The 22,106-nt window shown below is 66.2% G+C and carries 11 protein-coding genes; 7 read left to right on the top strand and 4 right to left on the bottom strand.

Annotated elements, in window-relative coordinates; translation table 11 throughout:
- From C2U31_RS25005 to C2U31_RS25025, 5 genes are all read left to right on the top strand, one after another.
- Entirely contained in the window at positions 1-1,431 is a 1,431-nt protein-coding gene (locus C2U31_RS25005) for an HlyD family type I secretion periplasmic adaptor subunit (protein WP_103275269.1), read from the top strand.
- A gap of 37 nt (positions 1,432-1,468) precedes the next feature.
- Complete coding sequence (locus C2U31_RS25010) at positions 1,469-2,125, top strand: response regulator transcription factor (RefSeq protein WP_103275270.1); 657 nt, start codon at positions 1,469-1,471, stop codon at positions 2,123-2,125.
- An 83-nt stretch (positions 2,126-2,208) separates the two neighbouring features.
- On the top strand, positions 2,209-12,285 hold the full coding sequence (locus C2U31_RS31035; RefSeq protein WP_103275271.1) for a retention module-containing protein: 10,077 nt from the start codon (positions 2,209-2,211) through the stop codon (positions 12,283-12,285).
- 113 nt (positions 12,286-12,398) lie between these two features.
- Complete coding sequence (locus C2U31_RS25020; protein WP_199770887.1) at positions 12,399-13,082, top strand: transglutaminase-like cysteine peptidase; 684 nt, start codon at positions 12,399-12,401, stop codon at positions 13,080-13,082.
- 17 nt (positions 13,083-13,099) lie between these two features.
- Positions 13,100-15,070, top strand: a complete 1,971-nt coding sequence (locus C2U31_RS25025) for a LapD/MoxY N-terminal periplasmic domain-containing protein (protein ID WP_103275273.1) — start codon at positions 13,100-13,102, stop codon at positions 15,068-15,070.
- 51 nt (positions 15,071-15,121) lie between these two features.
- Here C2U31_RS25025 and C2U31_RS25030 read toward each other — a convergent pair whose 3' ends face one another.
- Positions 15,122-16,063, bottom strand: a complete 942-nt coding sequence (locus tag C2U31_RS25030) for a LysR family transcriptional regulator (protein WP_103275274.1) — start codon at positions 16,061-16,063, stop codon at positions 15,122-15,124.
- Positions 16,064-16,323: 260 nt separating this feature from the next.
- On the opposite strand from C2U31_RS25030, the gene C2U31_RS25035 reads away from it, so the two are divergent.
- On the top strand, positions 16,324-17,127 hold the full coding sequence (locus tag C2U31_RS25035; RefSeq protein WP_103275275.1) for an alpha/beta fold hydrolase: 804 nt from the start codon (positions 16,324-16,326) through the stop codon (positions 17,125-17,127).
- 26 nt (positions 17,128-17,153) lie between these two features.
- A complete protein-coding gene (locus tag C2U31_RS25040; RefSeq protein WP_103275276.1) occupies positions 17,154-18,155 on the top strand; it encodes a tripartite tricarboxylate transporter substrate binding protein in 1,002 nt (333 codons plus the stop codon).
- Positions 18,156-18,217: 62 nt separating this feature from the next.
- Here the strand turns inward: C2U31_RS25040 and C2U31_RS25045 are convergent, their stop codons facing one another.
- The 3 genes from C2U31_RS25045 to C2U31_RS25055 all read right to left on the bottom strand — a co-directional run bounded on the left by C2U31_RS25045 (position 18,218) and on the right by C2U31_RS25055 (position 21,600).
- Entirely contained in the window at positions 18,218-19,042 is an 825-nt protein-coding gene (locus tag C2U31_RS25045; RefSeq protein ID WP_233772494.1) for a M48 family metallopeptidase, read from the bottom strand.
- Between the two features lie 65 nt (positions 19,043-19,107).
- The gene (aroC, locus tag C2U31_RS25050; RefSeq protein WP_103275278.1) at positions 19,108-20,178 is read right to left on the bottom strand and encodes a chorismate synthase; all 1,071 of its coding nucleotides are present in this window, start codon (positions 20,176-20,178) and stop codon (positions 19,108-19,110) included.
- 39 nt (positions 20,179-20,217) lie between these two features.
- On the bottom strand, positions 20,218-21,600 hold the full coding sequence (locus tag C2U31_RS25055) for a bifunctional diguanylate cyclase/phosphodiesterase (protein WP_103275279.1): 1,383 nt from the start codon (positions 21,598-21,600) through the stop codon (positions 20,218-20,220).
- Positions 21,601-22,106 lie beyond the last annotated feature (506 nt).

Genomic DNA, 22,106 nt, shown 5'->3' on the forward strand with positions numbered 1-22,106 from the left:
ATGGAGAACATCGCCACCCAAAAACCCGCCGCCCGGCCGGGCCTGCTGACGCGGCTCTGGCTCAGGCTGCGCAACGTCTTCGTGTACGGCTTCGACCGCCTGCTCGACGGCGCCGAAAAGGGCAAGCCGCAGCAGCGCAACGACTACGTCGGCAACGCCGAATGGGTCATCCACGAATCGCAGGCGCGCGGCGCCCGCGTGCTGCTGTGGACCAGCCTGCTGGCCGTTGCCCTGCTGTTGCTGTGGGCAGGCTTCGGCAGCATCGACGAAGTCGTGCGCGGCGAAGGCAAGGTCGTGCCCTCGCGCCAGGTGCAGATCATCCAGAGCCTGGACGGCGGCATCGTCGAGGAAATCCTGGTGAAACCCGGCCAGGAGGTCGAGGCCGGCCAGATCCTGCTCAAGATCGACTCCACCCGCTTCGCCTCCTCGCTGGGCGAGAACAACGCCGAGTACCTGTCGCTGCTGGCCAAGTCGGCGCGCCTGAAGGCGCTGGCGACCGGCGAGCCCTTCGTCGCGCCCGAGGAAGTGCTCAAGCAGGCGCCCAACCTGATCGAAATGGAGCGCAACGCCTGGCAGGCGCGCACCAGCGAGCTGAACGCCACCGTCAACGTCGCCCGCGAGCAACTCAAGCAACGCCAGGAAGAACTGCGCGAAACCATTGCCAAGCGCGACCAGGCCTCGGCCAGCTGCGGCCTGACCTCGCGCGAGCTGCAGGTGACCCGTCCGCTGCTCAAGAGCGGCGCCGTGTCCGAGGTGGACCTGCTGCGCCTGCAGCGCGACGTGGCTCGCTACTGCGGCGAACAGAAAGGCGCCGAGGCCCAGATCGACCGTATCCAGGCCTCCATCAAGGAAGCCCAGAGCAAGCTCGAGGAATCGGAGCTGAATATCCGCAACCAGGCCCGCAACGAGCTGTCGGAGACCAACACCAAGCTGTCCACGCTGCGCGAGGGCAAGCTGGCGCTGGCCGACCGGGTCAAGCTGGCCGAGGTGCGCGCGCCGGTGCGCGGCACCGTCAAGACCCTGTTCAACAACACGGTCGGCGGCGTGGTGCAGCCGGGCAAGGACATCATCGAGATCGTGCCCAAGGACGACACGCTGCTGCTGGAAGTGCGCATCCTGCCGCGCGACATCGGTTTCCTGCATGCCGACCAGAAGGCCGAGGTGAAATTCACCGCCTACGACTTCGCCATCTATGGCGGGCTGGAAGGCAAGGTCGAGCAGATCGGCGCCGACACGGTGACGGACGAGAAAGGCAATTCGTACTACGTGGTGCGGGTCCGCACCGATCGCAGCACCGTGGGGGACAAGAACCTGCCCATCATCCCCGGGATGGTGGCCGAGGTTCACATCCTGACTGGCAAGCGCACCGTGCTGCAGTACCTGCTCAAGCCGGTCCTGCGCGCCAAGGCCAACGCCTTTACCGAGCGTTGACCCCCCTTACTTGATTAGAGGAGAGCGAGAAGGCTTTATGAAATCCGTTCCCGTCTTGTTGATTACGCACGACGATCTGTTGTGGCAGCGCTGGCGAGAGCTCGATCCCGAGCGCTGGCTGGTTGCCCGCGGGCGCGGGCTGGCCGACCTGCAGCGCTGGCGCGACCAGGGCCGTTCCCTGGCCGTGCTGGACGCCGACCTGCCGCGGCTGCCGTCCTGGCAGGACGCCGCCTGGGCGCAGACCCTGGCCGGCCTCAGCCTGTTGGTCGCCAGCGCCAGCCCCCACGACGAACAGGGCACCCAGGTCCTGGCCGCGGGCGCCCAAGGCTACTGCCACAGCTACGCCCCGCCGCAGGCGCTGGCACAGGCCCTGGAGGTCATCTCCACGGGCGGCATCTGGATGGGCCGTTCCCTGGTCAGCCGCCTGCTGCGCCTGGTGGCCGAGAAAGGCCAGGACGCCGGCGACTGGGATGGCGGCCTGCTGACCGAGCGCGAGACCACCGCCGCCCGTTACGCGGCCGGCGGCTGGGCCAATGCCCAGATCGCCGAGGCGCTGGGCATCACCGAACGCACCGTCAAGGCCCATCTGTCGGCGGTTTTCGAGAAACTGGGCGTGTCCGACCGCCTGCAGCTGGCGCTGCTGGTGCACGGCATCTCCTCGCCTAGCGAATCCCGCAGCAAAATCCCCTCCTGAATTGTCCTCAAGGACAATACCCCGGCCTGCGGGCCTCCTCTAGTATCTGGCCATCTTGGATCAATCCCTCAACGGAACCCATCATGGCCAACTCCTCTCCCGCCGTCGTCACCGAACTCACCGGCCGCGCCTGGATTCGCAATAGCGACGGCTCGCTGACCGAGCTGCATCAAGGCAGCAAGGTCCCCGCCGGCAGCGACGTCGTCACCGCCTCGGGCGCCACCGTCGCCCTGCAAGTGGAAAACGGCATGCCCATCGTGATCGGCGAAGGCCGTCAGGTCGCCATGAATGGGGACGTATCGGGGGCGCTGCCCGATCCGACCGAAGCCGCCGTCACCCCGCCCAAGGGCACCGATTCCGAGCGCCTGCTGGCGGCCCTGCAATCCGGCCAGGACCCGTTTGAAGTCCTGGATCCGACCGCCGCCGTGGTCAGCGGCGGTCCTGGCGATGATGGCGGCGGCAGTTTCGTGCGCCTGGCCCGCATCCTTGAAACCACGTCCCCGCTGGATCTGGCCTATCCGAATCCGAACCGCGGCCTGGACACGCTGAACCTGCTCGGCGGTAGCGGTGGCGGCGGCGCTGGCGGCGCCGGCAACACCAACAACGCGCCCATCGCCGTCAACGACACGGCCCGCGGCGACGAAAAGACCACCATCCGCGGCAACCTGCTGGCCAACGACAGCGACCCCGATGGCGATCCGCTGAGCATCGTCTCGATCAACGGCCGCCCCATGACCCCGGGCGGCGTCGCGGTCACCGGCTCGAATGGCGGCACCTTCATCGTGCAGCCGGACGGCAGCTACGTGTTCGTGCCGGGCACCAGCTTCCAGCACCTGCCCGAAGGCCAGACCGCCACCACCACGATTTCCTACGTCGTCACCGACCCCAGCGGCGCCACCTCGACGGCCACCGTGGAAGTGACCGTGGTCGGCGTCAATGACGGCGCCGTCATCACCGGCAACGGCGCGGGCACGGTCAAGGAAGACGATACGCTCACCACCGGCGGCAAGCTCAACGTCACCGACAAGGACGCCGGCGAAGCCGTGTTCAACGCCCAGACCAACGTCAAGGGCGAGCACGGCACGTTCTCGATCGACAAGGACGGCAACTGGAAGTACGACCTCAACAACACCGATCCCAAGGTGCAAGCCCTGGGCGTCGGCGAGAAGCTGGTCGAGACCTTCACCGTCACCACCGCCGACGGCACCAAGAGCGTCATCACCGTCACCATCGACGGCACCAATGACGATCCCAAGCTGACCGGCAAGACCGACGGCGCGGTGACCGAGGACGGCACCACCACTGCCACCGGCAAGCTCGACCTGACCGATGTCGACGTCAACGACAAACACACCTGGACGCTGGGCAACGGCGGCAAGGGCGAGTACGGCACGCTGACCGTCGACAACAAGGGCAACTGGACCTACACGCTGAACAACGACAGCGACAAGGTTCAGGCCCTCAAGCAGGGCGAGACCGCCACCGACAAGATCACCGTGACCGTCGACGACGGCCACGGCGGCACGGCCACTCAGACCATCACCATCACGGTCAATGGCACCAGCGACGGCGCCGTCATCACCGGCAACGGCGCGGGCACGGTCAAGGAAGACGATACGCTCACCACCGGCGGCAAGCTCAACGTCACCGACAAGGACGCCGGCGAAGCCGTGTTCAACGCCCAGACCAACGTCAAGGGCGAGCACGGCACGTTCTCGATCGACAAGGACGGCAACTGGAAGTACGACCTCAACAACACCGATCCCAAGGTGCAAGCCCTGGGCGTCGGCGAGAAGCTGGTCGAGACCTTCACCGTCACCACCGCCGACGGCACCAAGAGCGTCATCACCGTCACCATCGACGGCACCAATGACGATCCCAAGCTGACCGGCAAGACCGACGGCGCGGTGACCGAGGACGGCACCACCACCGCCACCGGCAAGCTCGACCTGACCGATGTCGACGTCAACGACAAACACACCTGGACGCTGGGCAACGGCGGCAAGGGCGAGTACGGCACGCTGACCGTCGACAACAAGGGCAACTGGACCTACACGCTGAACAACGACAGCGACAAGGTTCAGGCCCTCAAGCAGGGCGAGACCGCCACCGACAAGATCACCGTGACCGTCGACGACGGCCACGGCGGCACGGCCACTCAGACCATCACCATCACGGTCAATGGCACCAGCGACGGCGCCGTCATCACCGGCAACGGCGCGGGCACGGTCAAGGAAGACGATACGCTCACCACCGGCGGCAAGCTCAACGTCACCGACAAGGACGCCGGCGAAGCCGTGTTCAACGCCCAGACCAACGTCAAGGGCGAGCACGGCACGTTCTCGATCGACAAGGACGGCAACTGGAAGTACGACCTCAACAACACCGATCCCAAGGTGCAAGCCCTGGGCGTCGGCGAGAAACTGGTCGAGACCTTCACCGTCACCACCGCCGACGGCACCAAGAGCGTCATCACCGTCACCATCGACGGCACCAATGACGATCCCAAGCTGACCGGCAAGACCGACGGCGCGGTGACCGAGGACGGCACCACCACTGCCACCGGCAAGCTCGACCTGACCGATGTCGACGTCAACGACAAACACACCTGGACGCTGGGCAACGGCGGCAAGGGCGAGTACGGCACGCTGACCGTCGACAACAAGGGCAACTGGACCTACACGCTGAACAACGACAGCGACAAGGTTCAGGCCCTCAAGCAGGGCGAGACCGCCACCGACAAGATCACCGTGACCGTCGACGACGGCCACGGCGGCACGGCCACTCAGACCATCACCATCACGGTCAATGGCACCAGCGACGGCGCCGTCATCACCGGCAACGGCGCGGGCACGGTCAAGGAAGACGATACGCTCACCACCGGCGGCAAGCTCAACGTCACCGACAAGGACGCCGGCGAAGCCGTGTTCAACGCCCAGACCAACGTCAAGGGCGAGCACGGCACGTTCTCGATCGACAAGGACGGCAACTGGAAGTACGACCTCAACAACACCGATCCCAAGGTGCAAGCCCTGGGCGTCGGCGAGAAACTGGTCGAGACCTTCACCGTCACCACCGCCGACGGCACCAAGAGCGTCATCACCGTCACCATCGACGGCACCAATGACGATCCCAAGCTGACCGGCAAGACCGACGGCGCGGTGACCGAGGACGGCACCACCACCGCCACCGGCAAGCTCGACCTGACCGATGTCGACGTCAACGACAAACACACCTGGACGCTGGGCAACGGCGGCAAGGGCGAGTACGGCACGCTGACCGTCGACAACAAGGGCAACTGGACCTACACGCTGAACAACGACAGCGACAAGGTTCAGGCCCTCAAGCAGGGCGAGACCGCCACCGACAAGATCACCGTGACCGTCGACGACGGCCACGGCGGCACGGCCACTCAGACCATCACCATCACGGTCAATGGCACCAGCGACGGCGCCGTCATCACCGGCAACGGCGCGGGCACGGTCAAGGAAGACGATACGCTCACCACCGGCGGCAAGCTCAACGTCACCGACAAGGACGCCGGCGAAGCCGTGTTCAACGCCCAGACCAACGTCAAGGGCGAGCACGGCACGTTCTCGATCGACAAGGACGGCAACTGGAAGTACGACCTCAACAACACCGATCCCAAGGTGCAAGCCCTGGGCGTCGGCGAGAAACTGGTCGAGACCTTCACCGTCACCACCGCCGACGGCACTAAGAGCGTCATCACCGTCACCATCGACGGCACCAATGACGATCCCAAGCTGACCGGCAAGACCGACGGCGCGGTGACCGAGGACGGCACCACCACTGCCACCGGCAAGCTCGACCTGACCGATGTCGACGTCAACGACAAACACACCTGGACGCTGGGCAACGGCGGCAAGGGCGAGTACGGCACGCTGACCGTCGACAACAAGGGCAACTGGACCTACACGCTGAACAACGACAGCGACAAGGTTCAGGCCCTCAAGCAGGGCGAGACCGCCACCGACAAGATCACCGTGACCGTCGACGACGGCCACGGCGGCACGGCCACTCAGACCATCACCATCACGGTCAATGGCACCAGCGACGGCGCCGTCATCACCGGCAACGGCGCGGGCACGGTCAAGGAAGACGATACGCTCACCACCGGCGGCAAGCTCAACGTCACCGACAAGGACGCCGGCGAAGCCGTGTTCAACGCCCAGACCAACGTCAAGGGCGAGCACGGCACGTTCTCGATCGACAAGGACGGCAACTGGAAGTACGACCTCAACAACACCGATCCCAAGGTGCAAGCCCTGGGCGTCGGCGAGAAACTGGTCGAGACCTTCACCGTCACCACCGCCGACGGCACCAAGAGCGTCATCACCGTCACCATCGACGGCACCAATGACGATCCCAAGCTGACCGGCAAGACCGACGGCGCGGTGACCGAGGACGGCACCACCACCGCCACCGGCAAGCTCGACCTGACCGATGTCGACGTCAACGACAAACACACCTGGACGCTGGGCAACGGCGGCAAGGGCGAGTACGGCACGCTGACCGTCGACAACAAGGGCAACTGGACCTACACGCTGAACAACGACAGCGACAAGGTTCAGGCCCTCAAGCAGGGCGAGACCGCCACCGACAAGATCACCGTGACCGTCGACGACGGCCACGGCGGCACGGCCACTCAGACCATCACCATCACGGTCAATGGCACCAGCGACGGCGCCGTCATCACCGGCAACGGCGCGGGCACGGTCAAGGAAGACGATACGCTCACCACCGGCGGCAAGCTCAACGTCACCGACAAGGACGCCGGCGAAGCCGTGTTCAACGCCCAGACCAACGTCAAGGGCGAGCACGGCACGTTCTCGATCGACAAGGACGGCAACTGGAAGTACGACCTCAACAACACCGATCCCAAGGTGCAAGCCCTGGGCGTCGGCGAGAAACTGGTCGAGACCTTCACCGTCACCACCGCCGACGGCACCAAGAGCGTCATCACCGTCACCATCGACGGCACCAATGACGATCCCAAGCTGACCGGCAAGACCGACGGCGCGGTGACCGAGGACGGCACCACCACCGCCACCGGCAAGCTCGACCTGACCGATGTCGACGTCAACGACAAACACACCTGGACGCTGGGCAACGGCGGCAAGGGCGAGTACGGCACGCTGACCGTCGACAACAAGGGCAACTGGACCTACACGCTGAACAACGACAGCGACAAGGTTCAGGCCCTCAAGCAGGGCGAGACCGCCACCGACAAGATCACCGTGACCGTCGACGACGGCCACGGCGGCACGGCCACTCAGACCATCACCATCACGGTCAATGGCACCAGCGACGGCGCCGTCATCACCGGCAACGGCGCGGGCACGGTCAAGGAAGACGATACGCTCACCACCGGCGGCAAGCTCAACGTCACCGACAAGGACGCCGGCGAAGCCGTGTTCAACGCCCAGACCAACGTCAAGGGCGAGCACGGCACGTTCTCGATCGACAAGGACGGCAACTGGAAGTACGACCTCAACAACACCGATCCCAAGGTGCAAGCCCTGGGCGTCGGCGAGAAACTGGTCGAGACCTTCACCGTCACCACCGCCGACGGCACTAAGAGCGTCATCACCGTCACCATCGACGGCACCAATGACGATCCCAAGCTGACCGGCAAGACCGACGGCGCGGTGACCGAGGACGGCACCACCACTGCCACCGGCAAGCTCGACCTGACCGATGTCGACGTCAACGACAAACACACCTGGACGCTGGGCAACGGCGGCAAGGGCGAGTACGGCACGCTGACCGTCGACAACAAGGGCAACTGGACCTACACGCTGAACAACGACAGCGACAAGGTTCAGGCCCTCAAGCAGGGCGAGACCGCCACCGACAAGATCACCGTGACCGTCGACGACGGCCACGGCGGCACGGCCACTCAGACCATCACCATCACGGTCAATGGCACCAGCGACGGCGCCGTCATCACCGGCAACGGCGCGGGCACGGTCAAGGAAGACGATACGCTCACCACCGGCGGCAAGCTCAACGTCACCGACAAGGACGCCGGCGAAGCCGTGTTCAACGCCCAGACCAACGTCAAGGGCGAGCACGGCACGTTCTCGATCGACAAGGACGGCAACTGGAAGTACGACCTCAACAACACCGATCCCAAGGTGCAAGCCCTGGGCGTCGGCGAGAAACTGGTCGAGACCTTCACCGTCACCACCGCCGACGGCACCAAGAGCGTCATCACCGTCACCATCGACGGCACCAATGACGATCCCAAGCTGACCGGCAAGACCGACGGCGCGGTGACCGAGGACGGCACCACCACCGCCACCGGCAAGCTCGACCTGACCGATGTCGACGTCAACGACAAACACACCTGGACGCTGGGCAACGGCGGCAAGGGCGAGTACGGCACGCTGACCGTCGACAACAAGGGCAACTGGACCTACACGCTGAACAACGACAGCGACAAGGTTCAGGCCCTCAAGCAGGGCGAGACCGCCACCGACAAGATCACCGTGACCGTCGACGACGGCCACGGCGGCACGGCCACTCAGACCATCACCATCACGGTCAATGGCACCAGCGACGGCGCCGTCATCACCGGCAACGGCGCGGGCACGGTCAAGGAAGACGATACGCTCACCACCGGCGGCAAGCTCAACGTCACCGACAAGGACGCCGGCGAAGCCGTGTTCAACGCCCAGACCAACGTCAAGGGCGAGCACGGCACGTTCTCGATCGACAAGGACGGCAACTGGAAGTACGACCTCAACAACACCGATCCCAAGGTGCAAGCCCTGGGCGTCGGCGAGAAACTGGTCGAGACCTTCACCGTCACCACCGCCGACGGCACCAAGAGCGTCATCACCGTCACCATCGACGGCACCAATGACGATCCCAAGCTGACCGGCAAGACCGACGGCGCGGTGACCGAGGACGGCACCACCACCGCCACCGGCAAGCTCGACCTGACCGATGTCGACGTCAACGACAAACACACCTGGACGCTGGGCAACGGCGGCAAGGGCGAGTACGGCACGCTGACCGTCGACAACAAGGGCAACTGGACCTACACGCTGAACAACGACAGCGACAAGGTTCAGGCCCTCAAGCAGGGCGAGACCGCCACCGACAAGATCACCGTGACCGTCGACGACGGCCACGGCGGCACGGCCACTCAGACCATCACCATCACGGTCAATGGCACCAGCGACGGCGCCGTCATCACCGGCAACGGCGCGGGCACGGTCAAGGAAGACGATACGCTCACCACCGGCGGCAAGCTCAACGTCACCGACAAGGACGCCGGCGAAGCCGTGTTCAACGCCCAGACCAACGTCAAGGGCGAGCACGGCACGTTCTCGATCGACAAGGACGGCAACTGGAAGTACGACCTCAACAACACCGATCCCAAGGTGCAAGCCCTGGGCGTCGGCGAGAAACTGGTCGAGACCTTCACCGTCACCACCGCCGACGGCACCAAGGGCCAGGTCGTCATCACCATCAACGGCACCAACGACGCTCCGGTCATGGGCGGCGTGCTCACCGGCGCCGTCAAGGAAGACGGCACGCTGACCACGTCCGGCCAGTTGACCAAGACCGACGTCGACGTCAACGACAAGCACACCTGGACCCTGGGTGGCGATGGCAAGGGTGTGTATGGCACTTTCACCATCGACGCCAATGGCAAGTGGACCTATGTACTGGACAACAACAGCTCCAACGTCCAGGGCCTGACTGAAGGCCAGAAGGTCACCGACAAGATCACCGTGACCGTCAGCGACGGCAATGGCGGCATCAACACCAAGACCATCTCCGTCGAAATCACCGGCACCAACGACATCGCCAAGATCACCGGCCAGAGCACCGGCAAGGTGATCGAGGACTTCACGCAGACCTCGTCCGGCAAGCTGACGGTCACCGATGCGGACGCCGGCCAGAGCGGCGTCATCGCCCAGACCAATGTCCAGGGCAAGTACGGCACGTTCTCGATCGACGCCAACGGCAACTGGACCTACAAGCTGAACAACGACTCGCCGCTGGTGCAGAACCTGAAGGCCGGCGATGTGATCAAGGAGAACTTCGAAGTCAGCTCCACCGACGGCTCGGCCAAGCAGACCATCACGATCGACGTGGTCGGCACCAACGACGCGCCGGTGGCCGCCGACAACGCCACCAGCGTGGACGTGGGCGCCAGCCACACGTTCAACATCGCCGAGTTCAACTTCAACGACGGCGCCGAAGGCAACAACCTGCAGAGCGTGATCATCACGCGCCTGCCGACCGACGGCACGCTGACGCTGAACGGCCAGCCGGTCACGGCGAACACCGCGATCTCGGCCGCTGATATCGCCGCGGGCAAGCTGGTCTACACGCCGTCCACCTCGGGCCAGGACACCTCGTTCGGCTTCCAGGTCCGCGACGACGGCGGCACGGCCAACGGCGGCAAGGACACGTCGGGCGACTACAACTTCGCCATCAAGACCAACAACTTCATCTCGGGCGGCAACGAAGGCAGCGGCACCGGCACCAATCCGCCGATCAACGGCGGCAGCGGCGACGACGTCATCCTTGGCGACAAGGGCGGCACGGTCACGACAGTCGAGCCGGGCAAGAACTACAACATCGCAATCGTCGTCGATACGTCGGGCAGCATGAAGGATGCCTCCGGCACGAACAACCTGAGCCGCATGCAGCTCACCATCGACGCGCTCAAGAACCTGGCCACCACCCTGTCCAAGCATGACGGCATCGTCAACGTGACGTTGATCGGCTTCGAGTCGTCGGCTTCCAGCAAGTACAGCATCAACGGCCTGACCAAGGACAACGTCGGCGACCTGATCAAGGCCATCGAAAAGCTGTCCGCCAATGGCGGCACCAACTACGAAGACGCATTCCTGACGACGGTCAGCTGGTTCAACAAACAGCCCACCTCGGCCAACGGCAAGCCGTTCGAGAATGTCACGTACTTCCTGACCGACGGTGACCCCACCTTCAGCAACAACGGCAGCAACGGCGGCGGCAATTCCACCGAGTACCGCGACATGCTGGATGCCATCAATGCCTTCAAGAGCCTGAGCGGCAAGAGCACCGTGCATGCCATCGGTATCGGCAATGGCGTCAACGAGGGCTACCTGAAGTTCTTCGACAACACCAATGTCACCGGGACCGGCTCGGTTTCGCTCCCGACCGGGAATTGGTGGGAAGGCTACCAGACTGTCACCGGCCCCACCGGTCAGCCCCAGATCGTCAACACCGCCAAGGATCTCGCCGCCGCGCTGCAAGGCGGCTCGACCAGCACGGATCCGGCGGCTGTCGGAAACGACATCATCAACGGCGGCGCCGGCAACGACATCATCTTCGGCGATACGCTCAACACTGACGGCGCGGTCCTGAACTGGGCCTCCGTGGGCGGCCGTCCGGCCGATCTGGCGGCGGGTTCGGGCCTGAAGGCGCTGCAGGTGTTCCTGGAGATGCGCGACGGACATGCGCCGACCAACGGCGACCTGTACCAGTACATCAAGGACCACCACGCCGACTTCAATCTGCCCGACGACCCGCGCGGCGGGGATGACATCATCCACGGCGGCACTGGCGACGACATCATCTACGGCCAGGGCGGCAACGACACCCTGTACGGCGATGATGGCAATGACATCATCTACGGCGGCGCGGGCGACGACAAGCTGTACGGCGGCGACGGCGACGACAAGCTGTACGGCGGTTCGGGCAACGACTACCTGGAAGGCGGCAACGGCAACGACCTGCTGGTCGGCGGCAAGGGCGACGACACGCTGGTCGGCGGCGCCGGCAGCGACACCTTCAAGTGGGAGCTGAACGACCAGGGCACGACGGCCAAGCCGGCGGTGGACACGATCAAGGACTTCTCGATCGCCAAGCCGACCGATGGCGGCGACATCCTGGATCTGAAGGAACTGCTGGTCGGCGAGAAGGACAGCACGCTGACCCAGTACCTGAACTTCCACAAGGAAGGCAACAACACGGTCATCGACGTCAACACCAAGGGCCAGCTCGCTGCCCAGGGCGCCGACCAGAAGATCGTGCTGGAGAACGTCGACCTGACGCAAGGCGGCCAGCTCAACAACCAGGCCATCATCAATGACCTGCTGCAGAAGGGCAAGCTGAACGTCGACCACAGCTAAACCGTAGTACGCAGTACCCGGGGGAGGGGTTGGCCGGATTCGGCCTCCCCTCCCCCTGCATTTTTTCGACGGATGTCGCCAGTAGTAACGCGAAAAATGTGAAAATCCGTTTCATGCCATCGACCCGCCGTTTCCGCGTCGCGCTGAACCTGTGCCGATTGGCTTTGCTCTGTCTGGTCTGCATCTGGGGCGGCTCGTTCGCCCTGGAGATCAACGCCGACAAGCTGCAAAGCCTCTCGGCCAGCCGCTATGGCCCCAAGGGCGCGAAGGCGGTGGCCAGCTGGCTGCAATTGCTGCGCGGCCCGCTGCCGCCGGCCGAGCGCGACAAGCTGACGCTGGTCAACGACTTCTGGAACCGTTCGGTGATGTCCGGAGAGGACTCCGTGATCTGGGGCCAGCCCGACTACTGGGCCACGCCGCTGGAATCGCTGGGCAAGGGCGCCGGGGACTGCGAGGACTATGTCATCGGCAAATACTTCTCCTTGCTGGCCATGGGCGTGCCGGCCAACAAGCTGCGCTTCATCTACGTCCGCGCCCGCATCGGCGGCCCGGCCAGCAGCTCGCAGGTCGCCCACATGGTGCTGGGTTACTACGAAACGCCCAACGCAGTACCGCTGGTGCTGGACAGCCTGATCTCGACGATCCTGCCCGCCACGCAGCGCCGCGACCTGACGCCGGTGTTCAGCTTCAACGCCGACGGGGTCTATGTGGATGGCAAGCCCGCCGCGCCGGTTGACCGCCTCAGCCGCTGGCGCGACCTTCTTCAACGAATGGAACGGGAAGGCATCCGCCCCTGACGCCTGGAAATAAGACCATGTCCATACTTCGACAGCTTCTGCTCAGCGTAACCATCGCCATCGGCGTGATCCTGCTCGGCACCCTGGCGCTGAGCGTCAACGCCGCGCGCGAATACCTGTCCGGCCAGCTGCAGGTGCAGAGCACGGACGCCTCGGTGTCGCTGGCGCTGTCCCTGTCGCAGCCGGCCAACAATGACCCGGTGTTGCAGGAATTGCTGGTGTCGGCGCTGTTCGACGGCGGCCATTTCTCGCTGGTGCGCCTGAGCGATCCGGAAGGCAAGGTGCTGATCGAGCGCCGCTCCACCGCCACGGCCGCCTCGGTGCCGGGCTGGTTCCGCACGCTGGCGCCGCTGGCCTCGGGCACGGCCAGCCACGCGGTCAGCGACGGCTGGCGGCAGATCGGCGAGGTGACACTGGTCGCCAACGACGCCTACGCCTGGGAAGCCTTGTGGCGCAGCAGCCTGAAGATGGTGGCGCTGGTGGTGGGCGCCGGCGTGCTGTGGGCCCTGTTCGCCTTCGCGCTGGTGCGCTGGATCAAGAACCGCCTGCTGCGCGAGATCAGCGAGCACGTGCGCAGCATCGGCCAAAGCACGCCGCCGCAGCAGGTCGAGGCGCGCGTGCCGGAACTGTCCGGCGTGGTGCAGGCGCTGAACCAGACGCGCGAGCGCGTCTACGCCAGCGTCGAGGAACAGAATGCCCAGATCGAGTCGCTGAAGCTGGAACTGAACCAGGATCCGGTCACCGGCCTGCCCAACCGCAAGTACTTCGTCAACGAATTCCGCCGCGCGCTGGAGGCGTCCGCCCCGACCGATTCCGGACGCGGCGGCGAAACCGGCGGCCATGTCCTGGTGCTGCGCCAGCGCGACCTGGCAGATCTGAACCGCCACATGCCGCGCGAGTTCATCGACCAATGGCTGCGCGCGGTCTGCGAGCGCGTGCAGGCCTCGCTGGCCAGCCTGAACGCGGGATCGGCGCTGCTGGCCCGCCTGAACGGTTCGGACTTCGCCCTGCTGCTGCCCCGCTGCGCGGCGCCGCAAGCCATGATGATCGCCGAGCGCGTGCGCACCGACCTGCACGCCTCGCGCATCCCCGTGGGCGAGGGCCATCTGTGCCGCTGGGCCCAGGCCATGACCGACTACAGCGCCGGCAGCCAGGCGGGTCCGGTGCTGTCGCGCCTGGATTTCGGCCTGATGCGGGCCGAGAGCGCCGGCAACGACCAGGTGGTGATCCTGGGCGCCACGGATACCCAATCGCCGTCGGAAGCCGGCGAACAGGCTTGGAAGCAGGCCATCCAGTCGGCGCTGGAGGAAAACCGCTACGAGTTGGCCACCGAGACACTGACCAGCGCCAACGGCAGCCTGGTGCGGACCGAGGCCATGCTGATGCTGCGCACCGCCGCGGACCAGATGCCCATCCCCGCCACGCTCTTCATTCCGCCGGCGGTGCGGCTGGACCTGGTGGCCGACTGCGACCTGCAGGCGGTGGCGCTGGGCCTGCAATGGCTGGCCGCGAACGAAGGCGAGCTGGCCGTGCGCGTCGCCCTGCCCTCGTTGCGCGGCCAGAAATTCTTCCGCCAGCTGGCCCTGCTGCTGACCGAGAAGCGCCCGCTGGCGCCCAGGCTGTTCCTGGAAATCGATGCTCACGGCCTGGTCGAATGCCACGAGCAGATCGCCACGCTGGCGCGGGTGGTGTCGGAATTTGGCGCGCATATCGGCGTGCGCCGGCTGGCGCAGCAATTCGGCGCGGTGGCGCAGCTGCATACGCTGCCGCTGTCCTACGTGAAGCTGGGCGGCGGCTTCGTGGGCGGCATGTCGCAAAGCCCGGGCAGCCAGCAGCTGACGGCCTCGGTACTGCAGACGGCGCGCGCCCTGAACATCGCGGTATATGCGGAAGACGTGCCCGACGCGGAAACCCAGCGCATCCTGGCCGGCCTGGGCATCAACGTGATGCGCGGTCCCGGCGTCAGGCCGCAGGGCCGGCAGGGCTGAGGGTCATGGCCGCCTGACGGCGGTCCACGCCGGGCCGGCCCGCGCTCCGCGCTAGTCGATGCCCACGGTCACGCCCGCGCTCGAACCCGGCTTGCGCAAGGCCATGCGCAGCCAGGAGATGAAATCGCGCGCGGCCGGCGTCATCAGGTTCTCGTCCGGGTAAGCCAGGCACACCGCGCCTTGCGGCATGCCGCCGGCCACGTTCAGCCTGCGCAGCGCCCCGCTGCGCAGACGCTCGGCCAACACTTTCGCGCCGGCATCGCTCCAGATCGACACCACATCCATCCGCGTGACCAGATTGGCGTAGACATAGGCGGACGAGCAGCGCAGCACGCGCGCAGGCGGCGCCAGGCCGTGCTTGGAAAACAGCACGCGCATCAGGCTTGATTCATCGCTGGCCGCATCCAGCACCATCCAGCGCTGCGCCTGCAGGTCTTCGGCGCTGACATCCAGCGGACCCGCATATCCGCCGCTGACAGCCAGCGCCGAGCCGATCTCATACAGCGATTCCAGCCGGTAGTGCGGCGCGGCGTCCTCCAGCAGGCCGTATTCCGTATACAGGGCGATATCCAGGCTGCCGTCCTTGAGGCCGGCCACGATCTGCGCGCGGCGCAGCTCCAGGATGCTGAGCCGCACGTCGGGCCGCTCGGCGGCGAACGCGGTCACGGCGTCGAGGAAGGCCTCGGTGGCGGACACGGGCGTGATCGCGATGCACAGGCTGCCTCCGGCGGCGCCGCGCTCGGCATCGGCGGCGTCGTAGATGCGCCCTACCTCGCGGTCGATGAGCAGCGCCCATTTCAGGATGGACGCGCCGAACCCGGTCAACGATGCCCCGCGCGCCGTCCGCGTCAGCAGCGGAACGCCAAGTTCCGACTCCAGATCGATGATCGCGCGGCTGACGGCGGGCTGGGTCACGCAGAGACGCCCGGCCGCGCCTTGCAGGCTGCCGGTTTCGGCGACCGCCCGCAGGGCCTGCAATTGCTTGAGTTTCATGGCGGCCCCAAGAGGAATGCCCGCGTGTAATGGAATATCCGCGTCCGGGGGCTTCCGTCCGGAATGCCCGCGTTCGCGCGAACGATAGCAATAAGCCACAGGCGCGGCAATCCGCGGACAGGCCCCGCGCCTGGCGCGCGTCCCGGAGGCGATAAGCAAAACGCATGCCTCAAACAATTTGTGTTTTGCGCGGCGCGGCGCCGTGCCGAACAATGCGCCAACACTCAATACACAAGAACAACCCTCAAGGAGACATCGCCATGCCCACGATCGCTCGCCAGGACGCCACGCTCTACTATGAAACGCATGGCTCGGGCCATCCCCTGGTCTTCATCCACGGCGGCGGCGGCAACACGCTGGCCTTCTACCAGCAGGTCATGCACTTTCGCGACCGCTACCGCGTCATCACGATGGATCTGCGGGGCTTTCACCGCTCGGTGCTGGCGCCCGGCGTGGTCTCGCATCCGGCGGACTTCCCCGACGACCTGCTGGCCGTGCTGGATGCCGAGGGCGTCGCGTCCGCGGCGCTGGTGTGCCAGTCGCTGGGCGCCTGGGCAGGCCTGCCGCTGGCCGTGCGCCACCCGGAACGCGTGAGCTGCCTGTTCATCAATGGCTCGCCCACGCCGGCCTATTCGGAGGAAAACTGGCGCACGCTGCGCCGCGCCACCGGCATCTTCAACGAGGCCGGCGCCGAACGCGACGCGGCCGTGGGCTGGAACCGCAAGACTGCCCGGGAACGCCCGGAGCTGATGTTCCTGTACGGCCAGATCAAGCAGCTGAACCCCGGCTTCGACTCCACGCCGATGATGGACGAGCGCGTCCGGCTGCATCCCCGGGACTTCGCCGGCTACGCCGTGCCGACACTCGTCGCCGGCGGTTCGCACGACGACTTCCTGAACGGGGAAAGCCATCTGCACGTCGCCACGCTGATCCCCGGCGCCACCGCCCATACCTTCCCCGACACCGGACACTCCACCTACTTCGAGGATGCGCCCGCCTTCAATCGGACGCTGGACGCCTTCCTGGCGCGCCACGCGCCGAGCGGCGCCGCGGCCCAGGCCTGACCTCTCGTCACCCAAGGAGAAGCCCCATGCATACCCGCCGCAGATTCCTCGCCCGCGCCCTGGCTGGTACGCTGGCCGGCGCCCTCGCCCTGCCGGCGTCCGCGACCGCCGCGCCGGCGCGCGAGACCTTTCCGTCGCGCACGTTGCGGCTGATCTGCTCCTCGCCGCCTGGCGCGCCGCTGGACGTGATTTCGCGCCGGCTGGCGGAATCGCTGTCCCGGCAGCTCGGCGTGGCCGTCGTGGTCGAGAACAAGCCCGGCGCGGCCGGCGTGCTGGCCGCCGCCGAAGTCGCCCGCGCCACGGACGGGCACACCTTCCTGGTCACCACCAACTCGCCCTTCATCACCGCGCTGGCGGTGATGAAGTCGCTGCCCTACGATCCCCAGGCGGATTTCGCGTTGATCAGCAAGATCGGCGCCAGTCCGACCGTGCTGGTGGCGAATCCGAAGTTCGGGCCGGGCTCGCTCGCCGAGCTGGTCGCCCTGCTCAAGCCGGGCAAGGCCAACGTCACCTACGGATCGTGGGGACCCGGCACGATGCCCGCGCAGGTGATGGAGAGCCTTGCGCGCAAGGCCGGCGTGGCCTTGACCGAGGTGCCCTATCGCGGATCGCCGCCGGCATTGCAGGACGTACTGGCGAACGAAGTGGACATGACCTTCCTGTCGCCGCAGGTGGCCCTGCCGCTGATCGAACAGGGCAGGATCAAGCCGCTGGCCGTGGTCGGCGGCGGCCGGGCCGCGCTGTTGCCCGGCGTGCCCACCTTCGCGCAAGCGGGCTACGACGATTTCGTCTTCGGCAACCCGACCTGGGCCGGCATCGCCGCTCCCGCCCGCATGCCTCCCGCGGCGCTGGCGCGCATGGCGCAGGCCATCGGCGTGAGCGTGCAGGACGCGGACATGAGGGAATTCCTGGTATCGATCGGCTTCGAGGCCATCGGCAACACGCCGCAAGCCTTCGAGGAGGAATACCGGGCCGAGCGGGCGGCGCTGCTGCCCTTGCTCGAGGCGCTGGGCATGATGGCGCGGTAGCCGCCCGGGATTGCCCTGCACGATCCGACGCCGGCGCCATCGGCGCCGGACGGCGGCGCGCCTCAGCGGGCCGCGCGGCCCTTGCCTTTGGCCTGCTCGTACAGCGGCAGGACCTGCTCCGACGCCACCTGCAGATCGCTGATGCGCGAGGCGGCCGACGGGTGGGTGGACAGGAACTCGGGCGGCGCCTGGCCACCGTCCGCCGCGCCCATCTTCTGCCACAGCGTGACGGCGGCGCGCGGATCGTAGCCGGCGCGCGCGGCCAGCTCCACGCCCATGCGGTCGGCCTCGGTTTCATGGGTGCGGCTGTTGGGCAGCGTGAACATCACGCTGGTCAGCTTGCCGCCCAGGTCGCCGGCCTCCTTGGACCCCGTGGCGATGGACAGCACCGACAGCCCCAGATTGGTCACCATCTGCTGCGACACGCGCTCGCGCGCATGTTCGCGCAGGGCGTGGGAAATCTCATGGCCCAGCACGGCGGCCAGCTCGTCATCGGTGGGCTTGATCTTGTTCAGCAGTCCCGTGTAGACGGCGATCTTGCCGCCCGGCATGCACCAGGCGTTGACCTCGTCGCTGGACAGCACGTGCACTTCCCATTTCCAGCTCGCCGCATCGGGCCGGAACACGCCGGCCTGCGCGATCAGCCGCTGCGAGATCGTGCGGGCGCGCGCCACTTGCGCGGGATCGCGGTCCAGCAGGTTCTTGGCCTTGGCCTGCTTCAGGATGTCGCCGTACTGCTGGCCGGCCTCCTGCTCCAGCGCCTGAGCCGGCACCATGCTGGACATGTATTGCGTGCGGTTGACGCCAATGGCGCCCGACTGCGTGGTGTTCATGCCCGTGCAACCCGCAAGCACGGCAAAGACGAAGGCGGCCCCCAGGGCGCGCATGGCAGGGAAAATCCGACTCATGAAGACCTCAGATCCGCCATCATGGCGACAGGACGGCAAGCTTATCAGACGGAAACGTCCGCGCACTGCGCGCGGTGACGCAGCGCATGATCGATCAGCACCAGGGCCAGCATGGCTTCGGCGATGGGCGTGGCGCGGATGCCGACGCAGGGATCGTGGCGGCCCAGCGTCTGCACCATGACGGGCTCGTTGGCGCGATTGACCGACTGGCGCTCGACGCGGATGCTGGACGTGGGCTTGATCGCCAGCGACACCGTGACCGGCTGGCCGGTGGAAATGCCGCCCAGCACGCCGCCGGCGTTGTTGCTCAGGAAGCCGTCGGGCGTGATCTCGTCGCCATGCTCGGAGCCGCGCTGGGCGATGCAATCGAAGCCGGCGCCGATGGACACGCCCTTGACCGCGTTCAGGCCCATCATGACGTGGGCGATGTCGGCATCGAGCCGGTCATAGATCGGCTCGCCCCAGCCGGCGGGCAGGTTCTCGGCCACGACCTCGATGCGCGCGCCGACCGAATCGCCGTCGCGGCGCAGCTGGTCCATATAGGCTTCCAGTTCGGGGACGATGTCGGCGTTGGGCGCGTAGAACGGATTGTTGGGCACTTCGTCCCAGGAGACGAAAGGAATGGGAATCGGGCCGAGCTGGCTCATGTAGCCGCGCACGCGCACGCCGTGGCATTCGGCCAGCCATTTCTTGGCGATGGCGCCGGCCGCCACCGTGGGCGCCGTCAGCCGCGCCGACGAACGCCCGCCGCCGCGCGGATCGCGCACGCCGAACTTGCGCCAGTAGGCGTAGTCGGCGTGGCCGGGGCGGAAGGTGTCGGCGATATTGGAGTAATCCTTGCTGCGCGCGTCGGTGTTGCGGATGAGCAGGCCGATGGGGGTGCCGGTGGTGACGCCTTCATAGACGCCCGACAGGATCTCGACCTGATCCGCTTCCTGGCGCTGGGTCACATGGCGCGAGGTGCCGGGACGACGGCGATCCAGTTCGCGCTGGATGTCGGCCGCGTCCAGTTCCAGGCCCGGGGGGCAGCCGTCGACAACGCAACCAATGGCCGGCCCGTGGGACTCGCCGAAATTCGTGACGGTGAAAAGGGTACCGAGGGTATTGCCGGACATAAGGAAGCCAATGAGGTCGGGGTTTGCACGCAACCCAGATTATGACACCGCCGAGGCCAAAGCCTGGATTTCCGCCGCCGGCGCGGGCCGGCCAAGCAGGAATCCCTGCATGACGCGGCAGCCCAGCGCCTTCAGGATCTCGCGCTGGCCTTCGGTCTCCACGCCCTCGGCCACCACCGGCAGGTGCATGGCCTGGCACAGGCCGAACAGCGCCGACACGACCTCCCTGCTGCCGGCGTCGGACTCCAGCGCGGAAATGAAGCTACGGTCGATCTTGACCCAGTCGATCGGCAGGTGCCGCAGATGGTTCAGGCTGGAATAGCCGCAGCCGAAGTCGTCCAGGGCCACGCCGATGCCCTTGGCGCGCAGGGTGTTCAGGATCTTGACGTGCCGTTCGTAGTGCAGGATGAAGATGGATTCGGTGACTTCCAGCACCAGCTTGCGCGCCGCCAGCTTGGTCTCGGCCAGCACGTCGGCCACCAGCTGCACCAGGCCGTCCTCGTTCATCTGCTTGACCGACAGATTCACGTGCACGCGCCAGGCGGCCGGCCACTGGGTGGCCTGGGAACACGCCCGCTCCAGGATCCATGCGCCCAGCGGCACGATCAGGCCGCTACGCTCGGCCAGCTCGATGGTCACGGCCGGCGAGACGCTGCCCAGCACGGGATGATGCCAGCGCAGCAGCGCCTCGCATCCCTCGACCAGGCCGGAGGCGCTGTCGCAGACGGGCTGGTAGTACAGCTCGAACTGCTCCATGTTCCGCGTGGTGAGCGCCAGCCGCAGATCGTTCTCCAGGCCCTGCCGGTCCCGCTGCCGCGCCAGCAGGCGGAAATCGAACATGTTCCAGCCCGGGCCCTCGCGCTCCTTCAGCGGCACCATGGACACCTGCACGCAACGCTGCAGTTCCTCGACCGTGCGGCCATGTTCGGGATACAGCGCCGCGCCCACGCGGAACACCGCGATCAGCGGACGGCCGCCCAGTTCGTAGGACGCGCCCAGGTCCTCGAGCAGCTTGGTGGAGACCTGGGCGGCGCCCTGCTCGTCCACATCGGGGACGCAGACCGTGAACGTGTCCAGCCCGCAGCGGCCCACGATGCCGCCCAGCGCCCGGGCGACCAGGCTCAGGCGCTGCGCGACCAGCGCCAGCAAGGCCTGGTCCTCGCCCGCGCGCAGCATGGCGCTGATCTCGGCGTACTGCTCGAAACGCACCAGGAAAAAAGCGCCGCGGCGGGCATGGCCCTCGGCCTGGACCAGCCAGGCGCGCGCGCGGCGCTGCAGTTCCCGCTGGCTAAGGACCCCGGTCGCCTCGTCGCGCGTCAGGCGATGGCGCAGCACGCGCTCCCTCCGCACGAAAAGCAAACATATCGCCGCAAGTGCGCCCGCGAGCGTCAGGCACAGTGCGAGCAGGTAACTCTCACGCACGGAGCCCCCCTATCTAGAAACCCTTGGCGTCGCGGTCCGGAGTTGAACCCAAGGTCTGTAACATTTTTTAAATTATGCATTATTTTCGCAAAAAAACGCCACACTTCTGGGGGCAACGCGCCCCGTTTCCCTCGATTGCTGCTGTCTGGTGATTGCTCGCGTTTATGCATGACAGTCCTGCGATAGCGGTTACCGGCCGCCGCATCGCGCCATGCCTTGCTCCTACTACGACACATGAGCCCGAAAAATTAATACGCCTTATCTCAATAGTTGTCATCGGGAGCAATTATCACGAGCGAAATAATTGCACAGGTTGTCTGATGTCGCAGCAGATTTCGTAATATTCTGTATGTTCTGTGACATGCCGAATTACAGCGCAGGAAGCGCCGCTGAGGTATTAGTAACGTGTGTCACGTTTCTTATCCAGGTTTCTTCCCGATCGGGCACATCGGCGGCCCGTCGTCCCCCTTTTTGACGGGCTAGCCGGCAATCCGCGACACCGGCAA

The organism is Achromobacter sp. AONIH1 (assembly GCF_002902905.1).
Lineage (GTDB): Bacteria > Pseudomonadota > Gammaproteobacteria > Burkholderiales > Burkholderiaceae_B > Achromobacter.